General features: G+C 75.4%; 10 protein-coding genes, 3 tRNA genes and 1 pseudogene. 12 read left to right on the forward strand and 2 right to left on the reverse strand.

What is annotated here, in order from left to right; translation table 11 throughout:
* Positions 1-200 precede the first annotated feature (200 nt).
* The 4 genes from CP974_RS15235 (at position 201) to CP974_RS15250 (ending at position 5,297) form a co-directional block, all read left to right on the forward strand.
* Positions 201-1,868, forward strand: a complete 1,668-nt coding sequence (locus CP974_RS15235; RefSeq protein ID WP_085921234.1) for a S1C family serine protease — start codon at positions 201-203, stop codon at positions 1,866-1,868.
* Between the two features lie 109 nt (positions 1,869-1,977).
* Positions 1,978-2,062: transfer RNA gene (locus CP974_RS15240), tRNA-Ser, on the forward strand.
* 688 nt (positions 2,063-2,750) lie between these two features.
* On the forward strand, positions 2,751-3,296 hold the full coding sequence (locus tag CP974_RS15245; protein WP_031133056.1) for a SigE family RNA polymerase sigma factor: 546 nt from the start codon (positions 2,751-2,753) through the stop codon (positions 3,294-3,296).
* A 351-nt stretch (positions 3,297-3,647) separates the two neighbouring features.
* Positions 3,648-5,297, forward strand: coding sequence for a long-chain fatty acid--CoA ligase (locus CP974_RS15250; protein ID WP_031133057.1), 1,650 nt, complete (start codon positions 3,648-3,650; stop codon positions 5,295-5,297).
* A gap of 426 nt (positions 5,298-5,723) precedes the next feature.
* Here the strand turns inward: CP974_RS15250 and CP974_RS15255 are convergent, their stop codons facing one another.
* Together CP974_RS15255 and CP974_RS15260 are read right to left on the reverse strand one after the other, a co-directional pair.
* On the reverse strand, positions 5,724-10,499 hold the full coding sequence (locus CP974_RS15255; RefSeq protein ID WP_031133059.1) for a PAS domain-containing protein: 4,776 nt from the start codon (positions 10,497-10,499) through the stop codon (positions 5,724-5,726).
* A 157-nt stretch (positions 10,500-10,656) separates the two neighbouring features.
* Positions 10,657-11,115, reverse strand: a complete 459-nt coding sequence (locus tag CP974_RS15260) for an SSI family serine proteinase inhibitor (protein ID WP_031133061.1) — start codon at positions 11,113-11,115, stop codon at positions 10,657-10,659.
* Between the two features lie 205 nt (positions 11,116-11,320).
* On the opposite strand from CP974_RS15260, the gene CP974_RS15265 reads away from it, so the two are divergent.
* The 8 genes and pseudogenes from CP974_RS15265 (at position 11,321) to CP974_RS15300 (ending at position 17,977) form a co-directional block, all read left to right on the forward strand.
* Positions 11,321-11,411 (forward strand) — tRNA-Ser (locus CP974_RS15265).
* A 286-nt stretch (positions 11,412-11,697) separates the two neighbouring features.
* Positions 11,698-11,770 (forward strand) — tRNA-Arg (locus CP974_RS15270).
* Between the two features lie 137 nt (positions 11,771-11,907).
* On the forward strand, positions 11,908-12,453 hold the full coding sequence (locus tag CP974_RS15275; protein WP_140160882.1) for a YcxB family protein: 546 nt from the start codon (positions 11,908-11,910) through the stop codon (positions 12,451-12,453).
* A 263-nt stretch (positions 12,454-12,716) separates the two neighbouring features.
* Positions 12,717-13,145, forward strand: a complete 429-nt coding sequence (locus CP974_RS15280) for a DUF6578 domain-containing protein (protein ID WP_037938276.1) — start codon at positions 12,717-12,719, stop codon at positions 13,143-13,145.
* Between the two features lie 275 nt (positions 13,146-13,420).
* Entirely contained in the window at positions 13,421-14,326 is a 906-nt protein-coding gene (locus CP974_RS15285) for a DUF2797 domain-containing protein (protein WP_031133067.1), read from the forward strand.
* 672 nt (positions 14,327-14,998) lie between these two features.
* Positions 14,999-15,307, forward strand: a pseudogene (locus CP974_RS29635) (winged helix-turn-helix domain-containing protein); the annotation flags it as partial.
* Positions 15,308-15,473: 166 nt separating this feature from the next.
* Positions 15,474-17,060: an MFS transporter gene (locus CP974_RS15295; RefSeq protein ID WP_078915804.1), complete on the forward strand. Its 1,587-nt coding sequence runs from the start codon at positions 15,474-15,476 to the stop codon at positions 17,058-17,060.
* 143 nt (positions 17,061-17,203) lie between these two features.
* Positions 17,204-17,977, forward strand: a complete 774-nt coding sequence (locus CP974_RS15300; RefSeq protein ID WP_031134881.1) for a TetR/AcrR family transcriptional regulator — start codon at positions 17,204-17,206, stop codon at positions 17,975-17,977.
* Positions 17,978-18,279: the final 302 nt, after the last annotated feature.

The raw sequence follows: 18,279 nt of genomic DNA on the forward strand, positions 1-18,279 counted from the left end.
CACCGTTCGCCCCGTCGGCGGAGCCCGCGGGGCCTGGTTCGGCCGCGTCGGGGCACGTCCGTAATGCCGGAGTTAAAGAAGCGGTGGCGGATGCACAGGTCCCGCTTACAGTGGCCTGACGAGCGGTAGGAAAAGCTGAGTACGCAGATGTACGGCGGGCTCATGCCGATACGACGACGTGGAGACCGAGGAGAGAACCTGTGAGCACCGAGAACGAGGGCAACGCGGTTCCGTCCGCCCCCGACGCCCCGTCCGCGTCAGCTCCGGAGGGCACCCCGGCGCACCCTGCGGCGTCCCCGCCCCCGGCCGCGAACCCGGCCGCGAACCCGGCCGCGAACCCGGCCGCGAACCCGGGCACGGACCCGGGCACGGACCCGGTGCCGGGGGCCGCGGAGACCGGGCGTACGCAGCGGCCGCCGTACGAGCCGCCGCCGGCCCCCGGCGCTGAGCCCCCGGCCGCTCCGCCCGCCTCCGCCCCGCCGGCCGCTCCCGCCCCGCACGCCTCGCCGGAGGCGCCCGCGGCCCACCCGGCGGCGCCCCCGCCCCCGGCCGCACCGCCCGCCTACCCCGCGTACGGTGCCCAGAGCGACCCGCACGCGGCCCACGCCCACCACGCCACCCCCGCACCTCACGGCCCGGCCGCCGACCAGACCGCCCACGCCACGCAGGCGTACGCCCACGCCCCGGCGGGCGGCGGGGCCTGGGGCGCTCCTCCCGGCGGGCAGCCCCCCTTCCCCCCGGCGCCGCGCAAGCGGCCGGGCGGGCTCGTCGCGGGCGTCCTCGTCGCGGCCCTCGTCGCCGGCGGCGTCGGCGGCGGCATCGGGTACTGGGCGGCGGAGCGCACGGACGGCACGACCACGTCCACGACGGTCTCCGTGGGCGACACCCCCGCCGACTTCAAGCGGGAACCCGGCACGGTCGCGGCGGTCGCCGCCAAGGCGCTGCCGAGCGTCGTCACCATCGAGGCCAAGTCCGGCGGCTCGGCGGGCGAGGGCGGCACCGGCACGGGCTTCGTGTACGACAAGGAAGGCCACATCCTCACCAACAACCACGTGGTGGCCTCGGCCGCCGAGAGCGGCACGGTCACCGCGACCTTCTCGGACGGGCGGAAGTTCGACGCCGAGGTGGTCGGCCGCGCCCAGGGGTACGACGTGGCCGTACTGAAGCTGAGCGGCGCCCCGGCCGGCCTGGCGCCGCTGCCGCTCGGCAACTCCGACAAGGTCCTCGTGGGCGACTCGACCATCGCGATCGGCGCGCCGTTCGGCCTGTCCAACACCGTGACCACCGGGATCATCAGCGCCAAGAACCGCCCGGTCGCCTCCAGCGACGGCTCCGGCGGCAAGAACTCGTACATGAGCGCCCTCCAGACCGACGCGTCGATCAATCCGGGCAACTCCGGCGGGCCCCTGCTGGACGGGCGCGGTGCGGTGATCGGCATCAACTCCGCCATCCAGTCGCCGGGGGCGGGTGGCATCGGCCAGTCCCAGGCGGGCTCGGTCGGCCTGGGCTTCGCGATCCCGATCAACCAGGCGAAGAACGTCGCCGAACAGCTCATCAAGACGGGCGAGCCGGTCTATCCGATGATCGGCGCGACCGTGAACATGTCGGAGGAGGGCGAGGGCGCCACCATCGTCGAGCAGGGCACGGGCGGCACGCCGTCGGTCACCCCCGACGGCCCCGCCGCCAAGGCGGGCCTGCGGCCGGGTGACGTCATCACCCGCTTCGGCGACCGCATCATCGACAGCGGCCCGACCCTGATCAGCGAGATCTGGACCCACCAGCCCGGCGACACGGTCACCCTGACCTACAAGCGCGGCACCCAGGAGAAGCAGGTCGAGGTCACCCTCGGCGAACGCAAGGGCGACTGACCGTGCCCAACCGCCCCGCCCCGACCAGCCACTGACGGCCCGCCGCCCTCCGCCACCGCCTCGGCCGGGTAGGCTGTAGCCCGCTCCGCGGCAGGTGAGGCGGGGCACGGGTGGGTTGCCCGAGCGGCCTAAGGGAACGGTCTTGAAAACCGTCGTGGCGCGAGCCACCGTGGGTTCAAATCCCACACCCACCGCGCAGGTGAAACGGCCCCTGACCAGCTGGAGCGGTCGGGGGCCGTTCTGCTGCCCGGTCTCCGCCCCACCGGTCCCCGTCCGGTCGGGCACGCGGAGGGCACGGTCAGGCTTCACCGCTCACAGCACCTGGGAGGTCCACCCGTATCCGCGGCTCGCGGCTGGTCGGGCGGGTCTGGGGTCGGAGCGGGGGCTCGGGCGCTGAGGAGTGCGTCGCCGTCTCGGGGTTTATCCGGCCTCCTGTCACGCTTCAGTGGGATTGGCCCTACCGGTCCGGTTCGCCGGGGTTCCGGTGGGAAGCCTTGATCCGCGAACGCCGGCACGACGCCACTGGAGGAGGACGACATGCCGTACACCCGCCCCGTCCGCCGGTCCGACACCGCCCCGGCGCGGCCGTCCCGGTGCGCACGGCCAGTACCGCTGACCACCCGGCCGCCACCAGGTGCGGCGGCCCGGCCCGAGGGGTGAGGGGACGAGGAGGGTGACGATCGACGGCCCGCGCACCGGACCTGTGTACCGGCGCGCGGGCCGTCGGCGTGGCGGTCCGTCTCCCCGTACCCCGGCCTGCCGGCCCCCTTTCCCTCCACCTACAGGAGGTGGGGCCCGCACCACCCCTACAACCTGAGGGGGACACCCTTTCGGGACCTGGGGGCGATCCCCCTGCGGGTGCCCCGCTCCTAGCGTGGTCGTATGACCGCGACTACTGGCCCCGTCTGCGCCGGAGCCTCCACGGCCGCCACCGCGTACCCGTCCTTCACCTCGTACGTCCGGGCCCGGGGGCCCCTGCTGCTGCGCACCGCGCGCTCGCTCACCGCCAACCCGAGCGACGCCGAGGACCTGCTGCAGACCGCCCTCGCCAAGACGTACGTGGCGTGGGAGCGCATAGAGGACCACCGGGCCCTCGACGGCTATGTACGCCGCGCGCTGGTCAACACGCGCACGTCGCAGTGGCGCAAGCGCAAGGTGGACGAGTTCGCGTGCGAGGAACTGCCCGAGCCGCACGGCGTGCCGGAACCGGACCCGGCCGAGCGGCAGGCGCTGCACGACGCCATGTGGCGTGCGGTCATGCGGCTCCCCGACCGGCAGCGCGCCATGGTCGTACTCCGGTACTACGAGGATCTCAGCGAGGCGCAGACGGCCGCGGTCCTCGGGGTCTCCGTCGGCACGGTCAAGAGCGCCGTCTCCCGAGCGCTCGGCAAACTCAGGGACGACCCGGAGCTGGCCCCGATACGGTGAGCCGGGCTCGCGGCGCGTGCGGCAGCGGTGGGGGTGCAGGGGAGAGGGCGAGGGGCGCGGGGGTCGTGGCGCTCGCTGTGCGGGCGGGGGGACTGCGGGCGGAGGGCTCTCGGGAGCGGTGCGGGCCCCCGGCGCGGTGGAGCGTGGGCGCCGGGTGGGGGTCCCAAGGCTGAGCGCGAGCCGCACGGAGGCGGGTGCCGGGGCCGGGTTCGGGGCGGTGGGGCCCGTGGTGGGTACGCGGCGGTGTTTCACGTGAAACCACGTACTCCCAGGTAGTGACATACCGCGCGGTATGTGCGCAGAATCTGCACACCACACCGCCGCGTAGCGAGCGCCCATCGGGAGGACGCCGTGCTGAGCACCATGCAGGACGTACCGCTGACCGTCACCCGCATCCTCCACCACGGGATGACGATCCACGGGAAGTCGCAGATCACCACCTGGACCGGCCAGCCCGAGCCGCACCGCCGCAGCTTCGCCGAGGTCGGTGTCCGGTCCACCCGGCTCGCGAGCGCCCTGCGCGACGAACTCGGCGTCACCGGCGACGACCGCGTCGCCACCCTCATGTGGAACAACGCCGAGCACGTCGAGGCGTACCTCGCGATCCCCTCCATGGGAGCGGTCCTCCACACCCTCAACCTCCGCCTCCCGCCCGAGCAGCTCGTCTGGATCGTCAACCACGCCGCCGACCGCGTCGTCCTGGTCAACGGCAGCCTCCTCCCCCTCCTCGCCCCGCTCCTCCCGCACCTCCCGACGGTCGAGCACGTCGTGGTGTCCGGGCCCGGCGACCGGTCCGTCCTCGACGGCGCCGCGCCCCGCGTCCACGACTACGAGGAGCTGATAGCGGACCGCCCCGACACCTTCGACTGGCCCGAGCTGGACGAACGCCAGGCCGCCGCCATGTGCTACACCTCCGGCACCACCGGGGACCCGAAGGGCGTCGTCTACTCCCACCGCTCCGTCTACCTGCACTCCATGCAGGTGAACATGAGCGAGTCCATGGGCCTCACCGACCGCGACACGACGCTCGTGGTCGTCCCGCAGTTCCATGTGAACGCCTGGGGTCTGCCGCACGCCACCTTCATGAGCGGCGTCAACATGCTGATGCCCGACCGCTTCCTCCAGCCCGCGCCCCTCGCCGAGATGATCGAGAAGGAGCGCCCCACCCACGCGGCCGCCGTCCCGACCATCTGGCAGGGCCTCCTCGCCGAGGTCATGGCCAACCCGCGCGACATCTCGTCCATGGCCAACGTCACCATCGGCGGCGCGGCCTGCCCGCCCTCCCTCATGGAGGCGTACGACAAGCTCGGCGTCCGCCTCTGCCACGCCTGGGGCATGACGGAGACCTCGCCGCTGGGCACCATGGCGTTCCCCCCGGCCGGACTGTCGGACGAGGAGGAGTGGCCGTACCGCGTCACGCAGGGCCGTTTCCCGGCCGGCGTCGAGGCGCGGCTGGTCGGTCCGGGCGGCGGGACGCTGCCGTGGGACGGGGAGTCGGCCGGTGAGCTGGAGGTCCGAGGGCCGTGGATCGCGGGCGCCTACTACGGCGGCGCGGACGCCGAACCGCTGCGCCCCGCCGACAAGTTCAGCGAGGACGGCTGGCTCAAGACCGGTGACGTCGGCGTCATCAGCCCGGACGGCTTCCTCACCCTCACGGACCGCGCCAAGGACGTCATCAAGTCGGGCGGCGAGTGGATCTCGTCGGTCGAGCTGGAGAACGCCCTGATGGGTCACCCGGATGTCGCCGAGGCGGCGGTCGTGGCCGTCCCGGACGAGCGTTGGGGCGAGCGGCCGCTCGCGACGGTCGTCCTCAAGGAGGGCGCGGAGACCGGTTACGAGGCGCTGCGCGCGTACCTCGCCGAAGCCGGCATCGCCCGGTGGCAGCTCCCCGAGCGCTGGGCGGTGATCCCGGCCGTGCCGAAGACGAGCGTCGGCAAGTTCGACAAGAAGGTGATCCGCAGGCAGTACGCCGAAGGGGAGCTGGACGTCACGCAGCTGTGACGAGGGCTGGGGGCGGCACCTCAGCTGCGATGGGGCTGGGGCGGCACCTCAGCTGCGGCGCCGGCTGGGGCGGCACGTCGGTGGGGCGGGGACTGGGCGGCGCGTGGCTGTGACGGCGCTCGTGGGTCGCAGGTGGCGGTGGCGGGGGTCCCGGGCGGCACACAGCCATGGCGCCGCCGCCGTGTGCCGCCCCGCGACGCCGCTCGGGGCATGGCGCTGTTGTGATCGGGCCGGCAGCTGTGACCGCCGAGTCGGCGTCTGGGGCGGGACGTGCGGGAGGGGGCCGGCGTGGGCCCCGCTGGCGGGGTGTGCCGGCCGCCCACCTCGCCGTCGGGGCCCCCTTCCACCCGTGCGGGTGGGCCCGCTCCGTCGCCGCGCCGCCGCCGGGGGGCCGGTACGTCCGCTCCCGCGGGTGCCGTCCGGCCCCTAGTTCGTGCCGATCTTCGCGAGCAGGTCGACGATCCGCGACTGCACCTCCGGGCTCGTGGACCGCTCAGCGAGGAACAGCACGGTCTCCCCGGACGCCAGCCGCGGCAGGTCCGCCTCCTCCAGGCCCGCCGACGTGTAGACGACCAGCGGCGTGCGGTTCAGGTGGCCGTTGGCGCGCAGCCAGTCGATGATCCCGGCCCGGCGGCGCCGCACCTGCATCAGGTCCATGACGACGAGGTTCGGCGGGAGCTGCGTGGCGAGCGCGACGGCCTCGCTGTCCGCGGCCGCGCGCTGCACCCGCATGCCGCGCCGCTCCAGGGCGGCCGTCAGCGCGTGGGCGATCTCGTCGTGCTCCTCGATCAGCAGGACCCGCGACGGGTGCTGCTCGCTGTCGCGCGGCGCCAGGGCCTTGAGGAGCACGGCGGGGTCGGCGCCGTACGCGGCCTCGCGGGTGGCCTGGCCCAGCCCGGCCGCCAGCAGCACCGGCACCTCGGCCGCCACCGCCGCCTGGCGCAGCGACTGGAGCGCCGTGCGGGTGATCGGCCCGGTCAGCGGGTCGACGAACAGGGCCGCGGGGAACGCGGCGATCTGCGCGTCGACCTCCTCGCGGGAGTGCACGATCACCGGCCGGTAGCCCCGGTCGGTCAGCGCCTGCTGCGTGTCCACGTCCGGCGCTGGCCACACCAGGAGGCGGCGCGGGTTGTCCAGCGGCTCCGGCGGCAGCTCGTCGTCGACCGGTCGCGGCTGCGGCTGGTTGGCCACCTCCACGGCGCCACCCGGTCCGTCCAGCGGCTCCGGGCCCTCGTCGGCGCCTTCGTCCGGTGCCCCTATCTCGTAGGCACGGCCCTCGGGGGCGGGTGCCGCGAGAAGCTGCTGGCCGGGGGGCGCGGAGGGGGCATGCGGCACCGGCGCGGGGGCGCTGGACTGGGGCGTAACCGGCTGGGGTGCGCCCGGCGGGGTGGCCGCGGGTGCGGTGCCCTGCGGGGTGGCCGGGGGCGCCGCGCCGGGGACCGGCGGGGCGGGCGGGCGCGGGGCCGCCGGTGGTCGGCCGGCCTGCTGTGCGGCCGGGGGAACGGCTGTCGCGTCGGGTGACGGCTGCGGCTCGATGTCCGGGGGCGTGGCCAGCTTGCGCCGGCGTCCGGAACCGGTCCCGGTGCCGTGGGCGGGTGTCGGGGCGCCCCCGGCGGACGGCGGGGTGAACGGCACGCCCTGGCCGAGGGTGCGCACGCTGAACGCCCGTCCCTGGGTGGCCGACGCATCGGCGGGCACACCCTCGGCGGCCGGGCCGTCGGCCGACGCACCGGGCGCGGCGGTGGGCGCCGGTCCCGCCGGTGCCGGGGGCGCCACCGCGCGGCGGCGGCCGGTGGGCACGGCGGGCGGGGACGCGGGCGCGGTGGGGCTCGGCTCGGCCGCGCTCGGCGGGATCTCCGGCGTGACGGCGCCGGCCGCCGGGTCGGGCCGCCGCGGCGCGGTGTCGCCGGGACCGGTGGGTCCCGCGGGTCCAGCGGTCCCGGAAGGGCCGGCGGGTGCGGGAACCCGCGCGGAGCCGGGCGCGGCTGTACCGGCTGCCGGGTGGACGCCCGGCGGCACGGGGACGGCGGGCGCTTCGGGAACCACAGGGGCGCCGGGCGTGCCGGGCGGTACGGGGGCGCCGGTCGGTACGGGGGCGCCGGTCGGTACGGGGGCGCCTGCGGTGCCCGGCGGGACAGCGGTGTCACCTGGTGCTACAGGGGGGCCCGGGGGCACGGGGATGGCGGGTGCCGCTCCCGCACCGGGAGGCACAGAGGCACCAGGCGTCGTCTCCGTAGCGGGCGCGGCGCTGCCGCCCGCGGCCTCGGGGCCGCCGAGGGGCGGTACGGCGATGGCCGGGGACGCGGCGGGTACACCCGGCACCGGAGCGCCCGGCATCGGGGCGCCGGGCACCGGAGCGCCGGGCACCGGAGCCTGCGGTGCGATGGGCATCGGGTGGGGCTGCGGCGGTGTGTGGTCCGCGCCCGGCACCGTACGGACGGCGTCGTGGCGGCTCTCCTCGACCGGCGCGGCGATCCGGGCCTGCGGAACGGCCCGCGGGGCGGCCGGCCGGGCTTCAGGACCGGCCGACTGGGCCTGGGCCTGGACCTGGGCTTGGGCCTGGGCTTGGGCCTGGGCCGGGTGCGCGGGCCGGCCGGCCGGGGCGCGGTCCGCCTCGGCCGGGGGCAGCGCGAAGGCCGCCCGCCCCGTGCCCTCGGCTGTGGCCCCGGTGGCGCGTTCCTGGCCCGTCGCGAGCGCCCGGCGCGCACGGCGCCCGGCAGGCGTGGACGCCGGCCCCTGCGCCGGCCCCTGCGCCGGAACGGGCGCGGGCGGCAAGGCCGGTACGGCGCCCTCCTGGCCGGCCGGGCCGCGCCGGGCACGGCGCCCACCGCCCGGCGCGCCGTCCTCCGCCGGGGCGACGCCCTGCGGCGGAACGGTGTCCCCGAGCGCCACCGGCCGGGCCTGCGCCGACTCGGCGGCCGTCACGACGGAGCCCTCCGCCGGCGCGGCCTCCACCGGGCTGGGCCGCCCGCGACGCCGACCGGTCGGTTCGGCGCCGCCGGAGTCCTGGGCGGGTACGAGTCGCTGCTCACCCGCCGTGTCCCCGGCGGGCGCGGCGGCGCGGCGCCGCCCGGTCGGCGGGGGCGCCACGGGGTCCTCCGCGCGCACCGGACTGTCGAGGAACGCGTCCGTCGACGCCCGCCGGGCACGTCGGCGCCCGCCACCCGGAGGGGCCTCGTCCGCACCGGCACCGGGCACCGCACCGGCCCCCGGCCGCGACTGCTGGGCGGGCAGTGCGACGGCGGCACCGCCACCCGCCACAGCGCCGGACCCACCGGAAACGCCGGACCCACCGGGGACGCCGCCGTCCCCGGCCGAAGCACCCGCGTGAACTCCCGCCGGACCAGCGGCCGTACCACCCGAAGAGGCACCGCCCGAAGAAGCACCGTCCGGAGCCGGACCGGCGACCCCGGCCGGGCCACCGCCCGTCGCCCCGTCCGAGACCAGGCCCGAACCACCGCCCGCAGCCCCGCCCGCAGGGCTTGCCGCCCCCGGGCCGGCGGCATCCGCCCCGGCATCCGCCCCCGTGCCCGACCCGGCGGCGGCCGTCGGCGCGGTCCCGCCGCCCGCGCCCAGCGGGACCTCCAGGACGTACGCGCTGCCGTTCATGCCCGGCACCTCGTGCGTCTGGAGCACCCCGCCGTGCGCCCGGACGATGCCCCGCACGATCGGCTCGTGCACCGGGTCGCCGCCCGCGTACGGCCCGCGCACCTCGATCCGTACGACCTCGCCGCGCTGGGCCGCGGCCACCACGACCGTCGAGTCGGCGTACCCGCCGCCCGCGACGATCCGGGCCTTGCCCGTGGAGTCGACCCCGGCCACGTCGGCGACCAGGTGGGCGAGGGCCGTGGCGAGGCGCACGCCGTCGACCTCCGCCTCGATGGGCGGCGCGTGCACCGCGAACTGCGCCCGCCCCGGCCCGATCAGCTCGACCGCGCCGTCGAGACCGCTCGCGACGACCGCGTCGAGCAGGACCGGTTCCTTGCGCAGCTCCTCCTCGCCCGTGTCGAGTCGCTGGAAGCCGAGGACGTTGTCGACGAGCGTCGTCATCCGGGCGTACCCGGCGGCGAGGTGGTGCAGGATCTGGTTCGCCTCCGGCCACAGCTGTCCGGCCGGGTCCGCCGCGAGGGTGCCCAGCTCACGGCGCAGCTCCTCCAGCGGCCCGCGCAGCGAGCCGCCCAGGACGGCGGCCAGCTGGCGGTGGTGCGCGGCCAGGGACTCGTACCGCTCGGCCGCCTCCGCGAGCCGCTCCTCGTACGCCGCGGCCTCCGCCCGGTGCCTCTCGGCCAGCCCGGCCGTCTCGGCCTCGTGCTTCTCGGTCAGCCGCGCGGTTTCGGCCTCGTGCTTCTCCGCGAGCGCCGCGAGCCGGTCGGCGTGCTCCTCGGCGAGCTGCTCGTACGGCCTGCGGTCCGCGAAGGTCATGACGGCGCCGACGAGCTGGTCCCCGTCCCGTACCGGAGCGGTCGTCAGGTCCACGGGGACGGCCGAACCGTCCTTCGCCCAGACGACCTGCCCCCGGACGCGGTGCTTCCGCCCCGAGCGGAGGGTGTCCGCGAGCGGCGACTCGTCGTACGGGAACGGCTCGCCGTCCGCCCGCGAGTGCAGCATCAGCGGGTGGAGCTCCTTGCCGCCCAGGTCGCTGGCCCGCCAGCCGAGGATCTGCGCGGCGGCCGGGTTGACCAGGACGATGCGCCCGTCCGTGTCCGTGCCGACGACGCCCTCGGAGGCGGCGCGCAGGATCATCTCGGTCTGCCGCTGCGAGCGGGCCAGCTCCGCCTCGGTGTCGACGGTGCCGGACAGGTCGCGGACGACGATCATCAGCAGTTCGTCGCCGCTGTAGGAGGTGGGGCCGTACGAGTCGTACGCCTCGCGGCCGTCCTCCAGCCCGGCGCTGGTGACCTCGACGGGGAACTCGCCGCCGTCCGTCCGCCGGGCGACCATGCGGGTCGGCTTGGTGCGGCCCAGCGAGTCGGCCCCCTCGGGCCTGCGCATGGAGCCGGGGATGAGCCGCGAGTCGAACGCGGGCAGCAGGTCGAGCAGCCCCCGCCCCACCAGTGCCGTGCCGGGCGTCTCGAACATCTCGAGCGCGATGGTGTTGGCGTTGACGACCGTGCCGTTGGTGTTGACGAGGACGAGCCCGTCGGGCAGGGCGTCGAGTATGGCTGCGAGGCGAGCAGCGCCTCGGGATGGCCTGCTGCTCACGACGACGCTTCCTCCCACTGACCTGGTGCCGCTTACGGGAGGGAGTCTAAGGGCTGGGGGTGTACGAGGGGCGGCGGATGAGGGGGAGCTGTGCGCGAGGTTGTGTGCGCGAGGCGTACGCCCCCGGCCCGTAGTCGCTGGTGAACGCCCCGTCGCGCTACGAACGCGCCATGGGGAGGACCGGCTGCAGGTTCTCCCAGCGGGCGATCTCGCAGCCATTGGTGCGGACGAAGCGTGCGTCGACGTCCCGGCCGTGCCAGGTGCCGGTGACGCGGGCGGTCGCCGGGCCGCCGTGCTGCTGGGTGCACACACGGTCCTGGGGGACGGGCGCGAACGGGTCCTGGCCGCCCTCGGACAGCTCGGCCAGCCGAGCGCACGCGCGGTGCGCGCGCGGGTGGGTGCCGCTGCCCCGGTCGCCGTCGCACTCCAGCTTGAACGTCCCGTCGGCGGTCGGGTTCCCGGACCGCTCCACCGTGATCGTCAGCGCGTCGGACGCGCCGGCGAGCAGCGGGGGGAGCTGCGGCAGGGGCGGCAGCGGGCCGGCGACGGCGAGCGGCGCGCCCACACCGAGGGCGACGACGGAGGCGGCGGTGGACAGGACGAGTCGGCGCAGCATGCGTACTCCAGGTGCTCGGAACCGGGCGGGGCGCCGGCGGGGCCCGGCTCCCCACCTCTCTAACGCCGCACCGGCCGCCGCGTTGCGCAACCCGTAAGCCTTTGCCCTGCGCCCCCGGTGCCTAGTACCGTGGACGGCGATTGGTGACACGGCCCCGTGCTGTGTCATCATCTGCACGCACCACACGCGCGAGCGCGGGTGCACTGGAGGCGTCGCCTAGTCCGGTCTATGGCGCCGCACTGCTAATGCGGTTTGGGTCTTAAAGCCCATCGAGGGTTCAAATCCCTCCGCCTCCGCCCCAAGGAAGCCCCGGCCCCACGGCCGGGGCTTCCGCCGTTCCCGGACCTCTCCGGCCGGCCCTCGGTTCCGTGCCCGATTCCGTGCTTGTGCCCGCGACCGCGCCCGTGACCGCGCCCGGACCGCGGGCACGTGGCTCGGGGGCGCGGTGGGTGGTTTGCCCAGGTGGGGGGTGGTTTGGCGAATGGATTTCGCGTCACGGCGCAGGTCATGTAATGTTGTTCCCGCAACGCCGACCGGGCCGAAAAGCCCGGGAGGAAAGCCAGAGAGTAAGATCCCTGGCAGGCACTCGTAGCTTAACGGATAGAGCATCTGACTACGGATCAGAAGGTTGCAGGTTCGAATCCTGCCGAGTGCACAGCAGACCAGAGGCCCTGTGGAGTGATCCACAGGGCCTCTGGCTTTTGTCTTGAGGGCAGCCGGGCAGGAGGCGCGCGGTGGATCTCGGTACGTCGGCCCTGAGCCACCGGACACCCCTGGCTAGGATCCCTGCCCATGGAAACCGGGGGTGCGGATTCCACAGACGCGGACCGCGGTACGGCCGTGGAGTTCGTCTACCGGCTGACGGCCGCGGACTTCGAGGAGGCGCTCCGTGCGCGAGCCCGTCGGACGCCGGCGGGCCGGGCCCAGGTGCTCATGGCGCCGCTGGCGGCGGCAATCGGCGTCATCGTCTTCGCGGCTTTCCTCGACGCCCCGCTGCCCGTGTGGATCATCTCGCTGGTGCTTTCCGTGGGCATCGCGTCCTGGGGCACCGTACGAGGACTGCGCACCATGGCCCGCCGGATGTTCGGCATGGTGCAGTCGTACGGGCAGTGCCGCATGGTGGCCGACGACCGCGGTGCGGTCACCACCGGTGAGCGGGCGTCCTTCAGCATGGACTGGACGGTGTTCCGGGAGTATCTGGAGACGCCGGGGCTCTTCGTGCTGCTGGGCGGCGACCGCGCGGCCGGAGTCGCCGTATTGCCCAAGCGGGACGCCCAGGACCCCGCGGACGTGGACCTGCTCCGGGCGATCCTGGACCGGAACCTGAAACGCCTCTAGACGGTCACGGGGACCCCGGCCGCGCCGTCGTCCGCAACCGGCCCCTCATCTCAACGTCCAACACGCTGATCATCTCAACGTCCAACACGCTGGCAGTGACGACCACGGACGACGACTGACGGCCACGACGACTGGCGGCCGCGCACGGCGCCCGCCGGCGAGGAGGGGCAGAGATGCGCTGGGCGAGATCACACGACCGGGCGGATGTCGTCTGCCTGCCGTGGTTCCTGACGGGGCGAGGTCGCGTGGCGGACAATGCCACGGTGACGCTGACGATTTGGGTGGATGACTGGCAGATCCAGTGCTGCGGGGAGAGCTTCGCACCAGGGGACGTCGTCTCCTGGACGTTGCTGGAGGTCGACTCGAAGGACTACGCGGACATCGTCGGCCGTGAGCGTGCGGGTGGGATCGACTTCCGCGAGGAACACCACGGCTGGGGGGAGGGACGGGCAGCCACCTTGGTGGAGGTGGTGTCGATCAGCGAGGTGCACTGTCGATACGGGGTACCCCCGGGCGCCACGGAGCAGGCGCTTCGTCCCGTTCCGGGAACGACCGTACTGGTACCGGTCCAAGAGGCGGACGGGTGGGCGAAGCCCAGGCCGGACGTCAGCTTCGCGGGCTATCTCGTGACCGCCCGGTACGCCGTGGGGGAGCCGGAAAGTACGGGTGGCGGCCGGGCGATGACGCGCTGACTCGGCCGGCGTCCTGTCTCCGGAGGACTGCGACGGCCGAGATGCGGCGGCCCTGCGCCGCGGCACCGGTGAACGGACTGTCGCGTAAGCCACTGTGCGAGCCCTCAGGTGGTCCGGGAGGGCAGGGCGCTGCCCTCGCTGACGGTTCCGGCCGCGCTGCGGATCCGGAGGTCGCGGATGGGAACCCCGGCGCGTTCTGTCGGTGCGGGCCGTGTCGCGGCGGCTTGGGCGCGGGACTCCGACAGGTGAGGTGGGGAGGGGTGGAGGTGGCTGCGGTGAGTGGTGGGGCGTGGCGGTGCCGGGGGGTCCGCTGGAGCGGTGGGCGGCCCGTCTGGCTGTGGGAGGGCGGCCGGACCAGTCCCCTCTCCCCCGGGCGTGAGCTGGCGTTCCGGGTGGTCGGGGAGCGGCTGTGCCCCGGTGCCCGCGGCAACCCGTGCGCCGACCGTGCCGTCGTACCCGCCCGCGGCACCGGTGGGCGCTGCCCGCAGTGCGCGCGGCTGGACCGGGCGCACTCCGTCGCCGCCGACACCGCGCTGGACGACCCGAGGGTGTTCCGGGTCTACCTCGCCTGGTTCGGTGGCGCCCTGGCCAAGGTGGGCATCACCGCCGAGGAGCGGGGCGACGCGCGGCTGCTGGAGCAGGGCGCCGTGGCATACGCCTGGCTGGGGCGCGGGCCGCTGATGGCCGCACGGCGCACGGAGGAGGTGCTGGGCGCCGCGCTCGGCGTGCCGGACCGGATCCCGTACGCGGCCAAGCGGCTCGCCCGCGTCGAACTGCCGGGCGCGGCCGGGCGCGCGGCGGAGGTGGAGCGGCTGTACCGGGCGGCCCGCGCCGTACCGGGGTGGGGCGACACGCTGGAGGCCCTGCCCTTCGGCGGGGTGCGGGACCACGTCCCGGTCTTCGGGCTCGACCGGGTCTCGCGCGTCGACGGTGTCGTGGGCGGTGGCGGTGGCGGTGGCGGTGGTGGGGTGAGTGGGGCGGTGGGCGGCGGCGGGGGCCTTGCGGCCGGTGGGGAGCTGGCGGGCACACTGCTGGCGGTCGCCGGGCCCGATCTGCACCTGGAACTCGCGGACGGCCGGCAGGTCGTCCTGGACGGGCGGCTCGCCGCCGGGTGGGAGCTAGCCCGGGGGGAGGGCCGGACGACCTTGCCCGTCGAGGTGGTGCAGCGGGGCCTGTTCTGACGGGGGGGGGGTGGGGAGGAGGGCGGGAGCGGGCCGGGGCGGGAGCCTGGGTGCGGGTGCGGGTGCGGGTGCGGGTGCGGGTGCGGGCGCGGCTGCGGCCGTGGGGAAGGGCGCCGGGCGGGGCTCGGGCCGCCCGGCGCCTCGGCCTCCACCCGGCCGGGGCCCACGAGAAGGTGAGGCGGGACACCGCCAGGGTGTCACCGGGTGCGCCGAGCGCCTCACACCCGTGGGGACGCGGCCGGCTCCTGGCGCTCGGGGACCGCGTGCTGCCGGCGGCGGCTTCGCCGCCATCCCGCATCGCCACCCCAACCGACCGGCGGCGCCGGAGCGGCTCGGCGTCGGCGACGACCGGCCGCGCGGGGCACTCCGCGGCGGTGCCGCCATGCTGTTCGCGCCTTTCTCAGGGGATTCACAGGAACGCCTCAGCCGGGTTTCAGCGCCGGGGCCCAGCGTGGCCGTATGACCCTTTCCACGCCCCGGCCCCGTGCCCTCACCAGCCGTGCCTCCACCAGCGGTGTGCGCTCCGGGACCCTTGTCCGCTCCGGCGCCCGTGTCAGCCACCCCGGCCGGGCCGGCTCCGACACCCGTGCCGGTTCCGGCGATGGTCCCGTCCTTCCCGTCGTACGTCCCCGACCCGATCCGGCCGCCCGCCCCACCGTCCGGCCGCGCTCCCGCGCGCAGGCCGTGCTGGTCGTCGGGGACCTCGTCCTCGACGAGGGCAGCCGCGAGGTCACCCGCGCGGGGGAGGCCGTCCGCCTGACCGCCACCGAGTTCGCGCTGCTGCGGTACCTGATGCGCCATCCGGGGCGCGTGCTGAGCAAGGCCCGGATCCTCGACCGCGTCTGGGCGTACGACTTCGGCGGCCGGGACAACGTGGTCGAGCAGTACATCTCGTACCTGCGCCGCAAGATCGACGTGGGTCGGCCACCGCTGATCCACACCCGGCGGGGCGCCGGCTACCTGATCAAGCCCCCCGCGTGACGGGCGGGAGCGGTGGAGGCCGGGTCGGCGCCCGCCGGGCGCGCGTCGCGGCGGGATCGGGGCGGGATCGGGGCGGCGGCGGGACCGGAAAACGGCTGTGCGGAGCGGGAGGGGGCCTTGTACGGTGTAAGGGAACCTGTCCCTTACACCGTACAAGGAGCTTCCGTTGACGGCGACGACCGCCGAGAACCCGAAGGACCCCGCCGCCGTGTCCGGCGGCGGCCACCCGCAACGCTGGCTGATCCTCGGCGTGATCTGCCTCGCCCAGCTGACCGTGCTGCTCGACAACACCGTCCTCAACGTGGCGATCCCCTCCCTCACGCGGGAGCTCCACGCCTCCACCGCTGACATCCAGTGGATGATCAACGCCTACGCGCTGGTCCAGTCCGGGCTGCTCCTCACCGCCGGCAACGCCGCCGACCGCTACGGCCGCAAGCGCATGCTGCTCACCGGTCTCGCGCTGTTCGGCATCGGCTCGCTCGCCGCCGGCCTCGCGCAGAGCTCCGCCCAGCTCATCGCCGCCCGCGCCGGGATGGGCGTCGGCGGCGCACTGCTGATGACCACCACCCTCGCGGTCGTCGTCCAGATCTTCGACGACGCCGAGCGCGTCAAGGCCATCGCCATCTGGTCGACCGTCAGCTCGCTCGGCTTCGCGGCCGGACCGCTGCTCGGCGGCTTCATGCTCGACCACTTCTGGTGGGGCGCGATCTTCCTGATCAACATCCCGGTCGCCCTCCTCGGCCTGACAGCCGTCGCCGTGCTCGTACCGGAGTCCCGGCACCGGCAGGGCGACCGCCCGGACCTGGTCGGCGCGGTGCTGTCGACGATCGGCATGACCGCCCTGGTGTACGCGATCATCAACGGCCCCGAGCACGGCTGGCTCTCCGGCCACGTGCTCGTGTCGGCCTCGATCGGCCTCCTCGCCATGGGCGTCTTCGCCCACTGGGAGCTGCGCGTCCCGTACCCGATGCTCGACCTGCACTTCTTCCGCGACCAGCGGTTCGTCGGCGCCGTCGCGGGCGCGATCCTCGTCGCGTTCGGCATGACCGGGTCGCTGTTCCTGCTCACCCAGCACCTCCAGTTCGTCCTCGGGTACGACCCGCTCGACGCGGGCCTGCGCACGGCGCCGCTCGCGCTGACCGTCGTCGTCCTGAACCTGAGCGGCGTCGGCCCCCGGCTGCTGGCGAAGCTGGGCACGCCCGTCACGATCGCCCTCGGCATGGCCCTCGTCTCCGGCGGCCTCGCCTCGATCGCCCTGCTCGGCTCCGGCGGATACGCCGGGATGCTCCTGGGGCTGGTCGTCATGGGCGCGGGCGTCTCCCTCTCCATGCCGGCCATGGCGAACGCCATCATGAGCGCGATCCCGCCGGAGAAGGCGGGTGTCGGCGCCGGGATCAACGGCACCCTCGCGGAGTTCGGCAACGGGCTCGGCGTCGCCGTGCTCGGGGCCGTGCTGAACGCGCGGTTCGCGGCGCTCGCCTCGGTGGCGGCCGCCTCCCTGCCGGCGGCGCTGGCGGCGGCCGACGGTCCGGCGGAACGGGCCCGGATCGCGGACGCGTTCGCGGCGGGCCTGGAGACCAGCCAGCTCGTCGGCGCGGTCGCCGTCCTCGCGGGCGGCCTTCTCGCGGCGCTGCTGCTGCGACGCGCGGAGCGGGGTGCGCCGGAGCGGGGTGGGCTGCCGGAGGAGGGGGTGCCGGACGGGAGCGTTTCGGAGCGGGCCGCGTCGGAGCGGGCCGCGTCGGACCGGGGATGAGCGGGCGGGAGGGCCGCCCGGGGCCCGAGCGGGGGTAGCCGCGCCAGAGGGTGGGCCGGGGCCGGGGCAGCCGGTCGGGTGGTCCGCCCGGGGCGGTGCGGGCGAGGCATAGCATCGGCCGCACGGAACGACGAGGAGGGCCCATGGCGGCGGCAGCCGACCGCGACACGAAGCGTCCGGTGCGCATGAGCGTCTGGCTGGACGGCAAGGCGGCGTCGCGCGGACGCCGGGCGGGCGGTGACCACCCTTCGGGGCTGGACCGCGACCGCATCACGGCCGCGACCGTACGGCTGCTGGACGCGGAGGGGGCGGCCAGGTTCTCCATGCGCCGCCTCGCGGCCGAGCTGAACGTCACGGCCATGTCGCTCTACTGGTACGTCGACTCCAAGGACGACCTGCTGGAACTGGCGAGCGACGCGGTGGTCGGCGAGGTCGCCCTCCCGGACCCGGACGCGGACACCGACTGGCGCGACCAGCTCCGCGACCTCGCCCAGGGGTACCGCGCCCTGCTGGTCCGCCACCCGTGGCTGTCGCCGCTGATGGGCCGGTTCCTGAACATCGGCCCGAACTGGTCGGCGCTGGCGCTGTGCGTGCAGCGGCTCATCCGCAAGGCCGGGCTCCCGCCGGAGCGGCAGGCGGGCGGCATCGCGGCGGTCTTCCAGTTCGTGTACGGCTTCGGCACGATCGAGGGCCACTTCCTCAAGCGCTGCGCGGAGGCCGGTCTGCCCCCCGACGCGTACTTCGCCCGTGCCATGGGCGCGATCGACGGGCGGCCGGAGCTGGCTCCGGTCATGGAGTCGGGGCGGGCGATGGCCGAGGCGCGCGGCGGGGGCACCGTGGACGAGATGCGGGACCGCGACTTCGCGTTCGCCCTGGACCTGCTCGTCGCCGGCATCGAGGCGTACGCCCGGCCGTAGGGACGGCCGGGCCTTCGGACGTTCGGACGTTCGGGCGTTCGTACGACGTCGGGGCGGAGCGGGGCGGGCGGGGCGGGGCCGGCGGCGGGCCGCGCGGCGCGCGGTGGCGCGTCCCACCGCGTACGGGTCAGGCCCGGTGGCGCGTAACGCGTACGGGTGGACCTCCCGGAGGTGTGGCCCGCGTACGCGGGAGGCCCCGGTGGCGGGGCCGGGGGCGTCCCCTGCCAGCCCTGCCCGCCACCGGGGCCTCGTGGTCCGGGCGGTGCGGCCCTCCGCTCAACGGCCGCCCGCCCGGAGTCTCA

The sequence above is a fragment of the Streptomyces fradiae ATCC 10745 = DSM 40063 genome (assembly GCF_008704425.1).
GTDB lineage: Bacteria > Actinomycetota > Actinomycetes > Streptomycetales > Streptomycetaceae > Streptomyces > Streptomyces fradiae.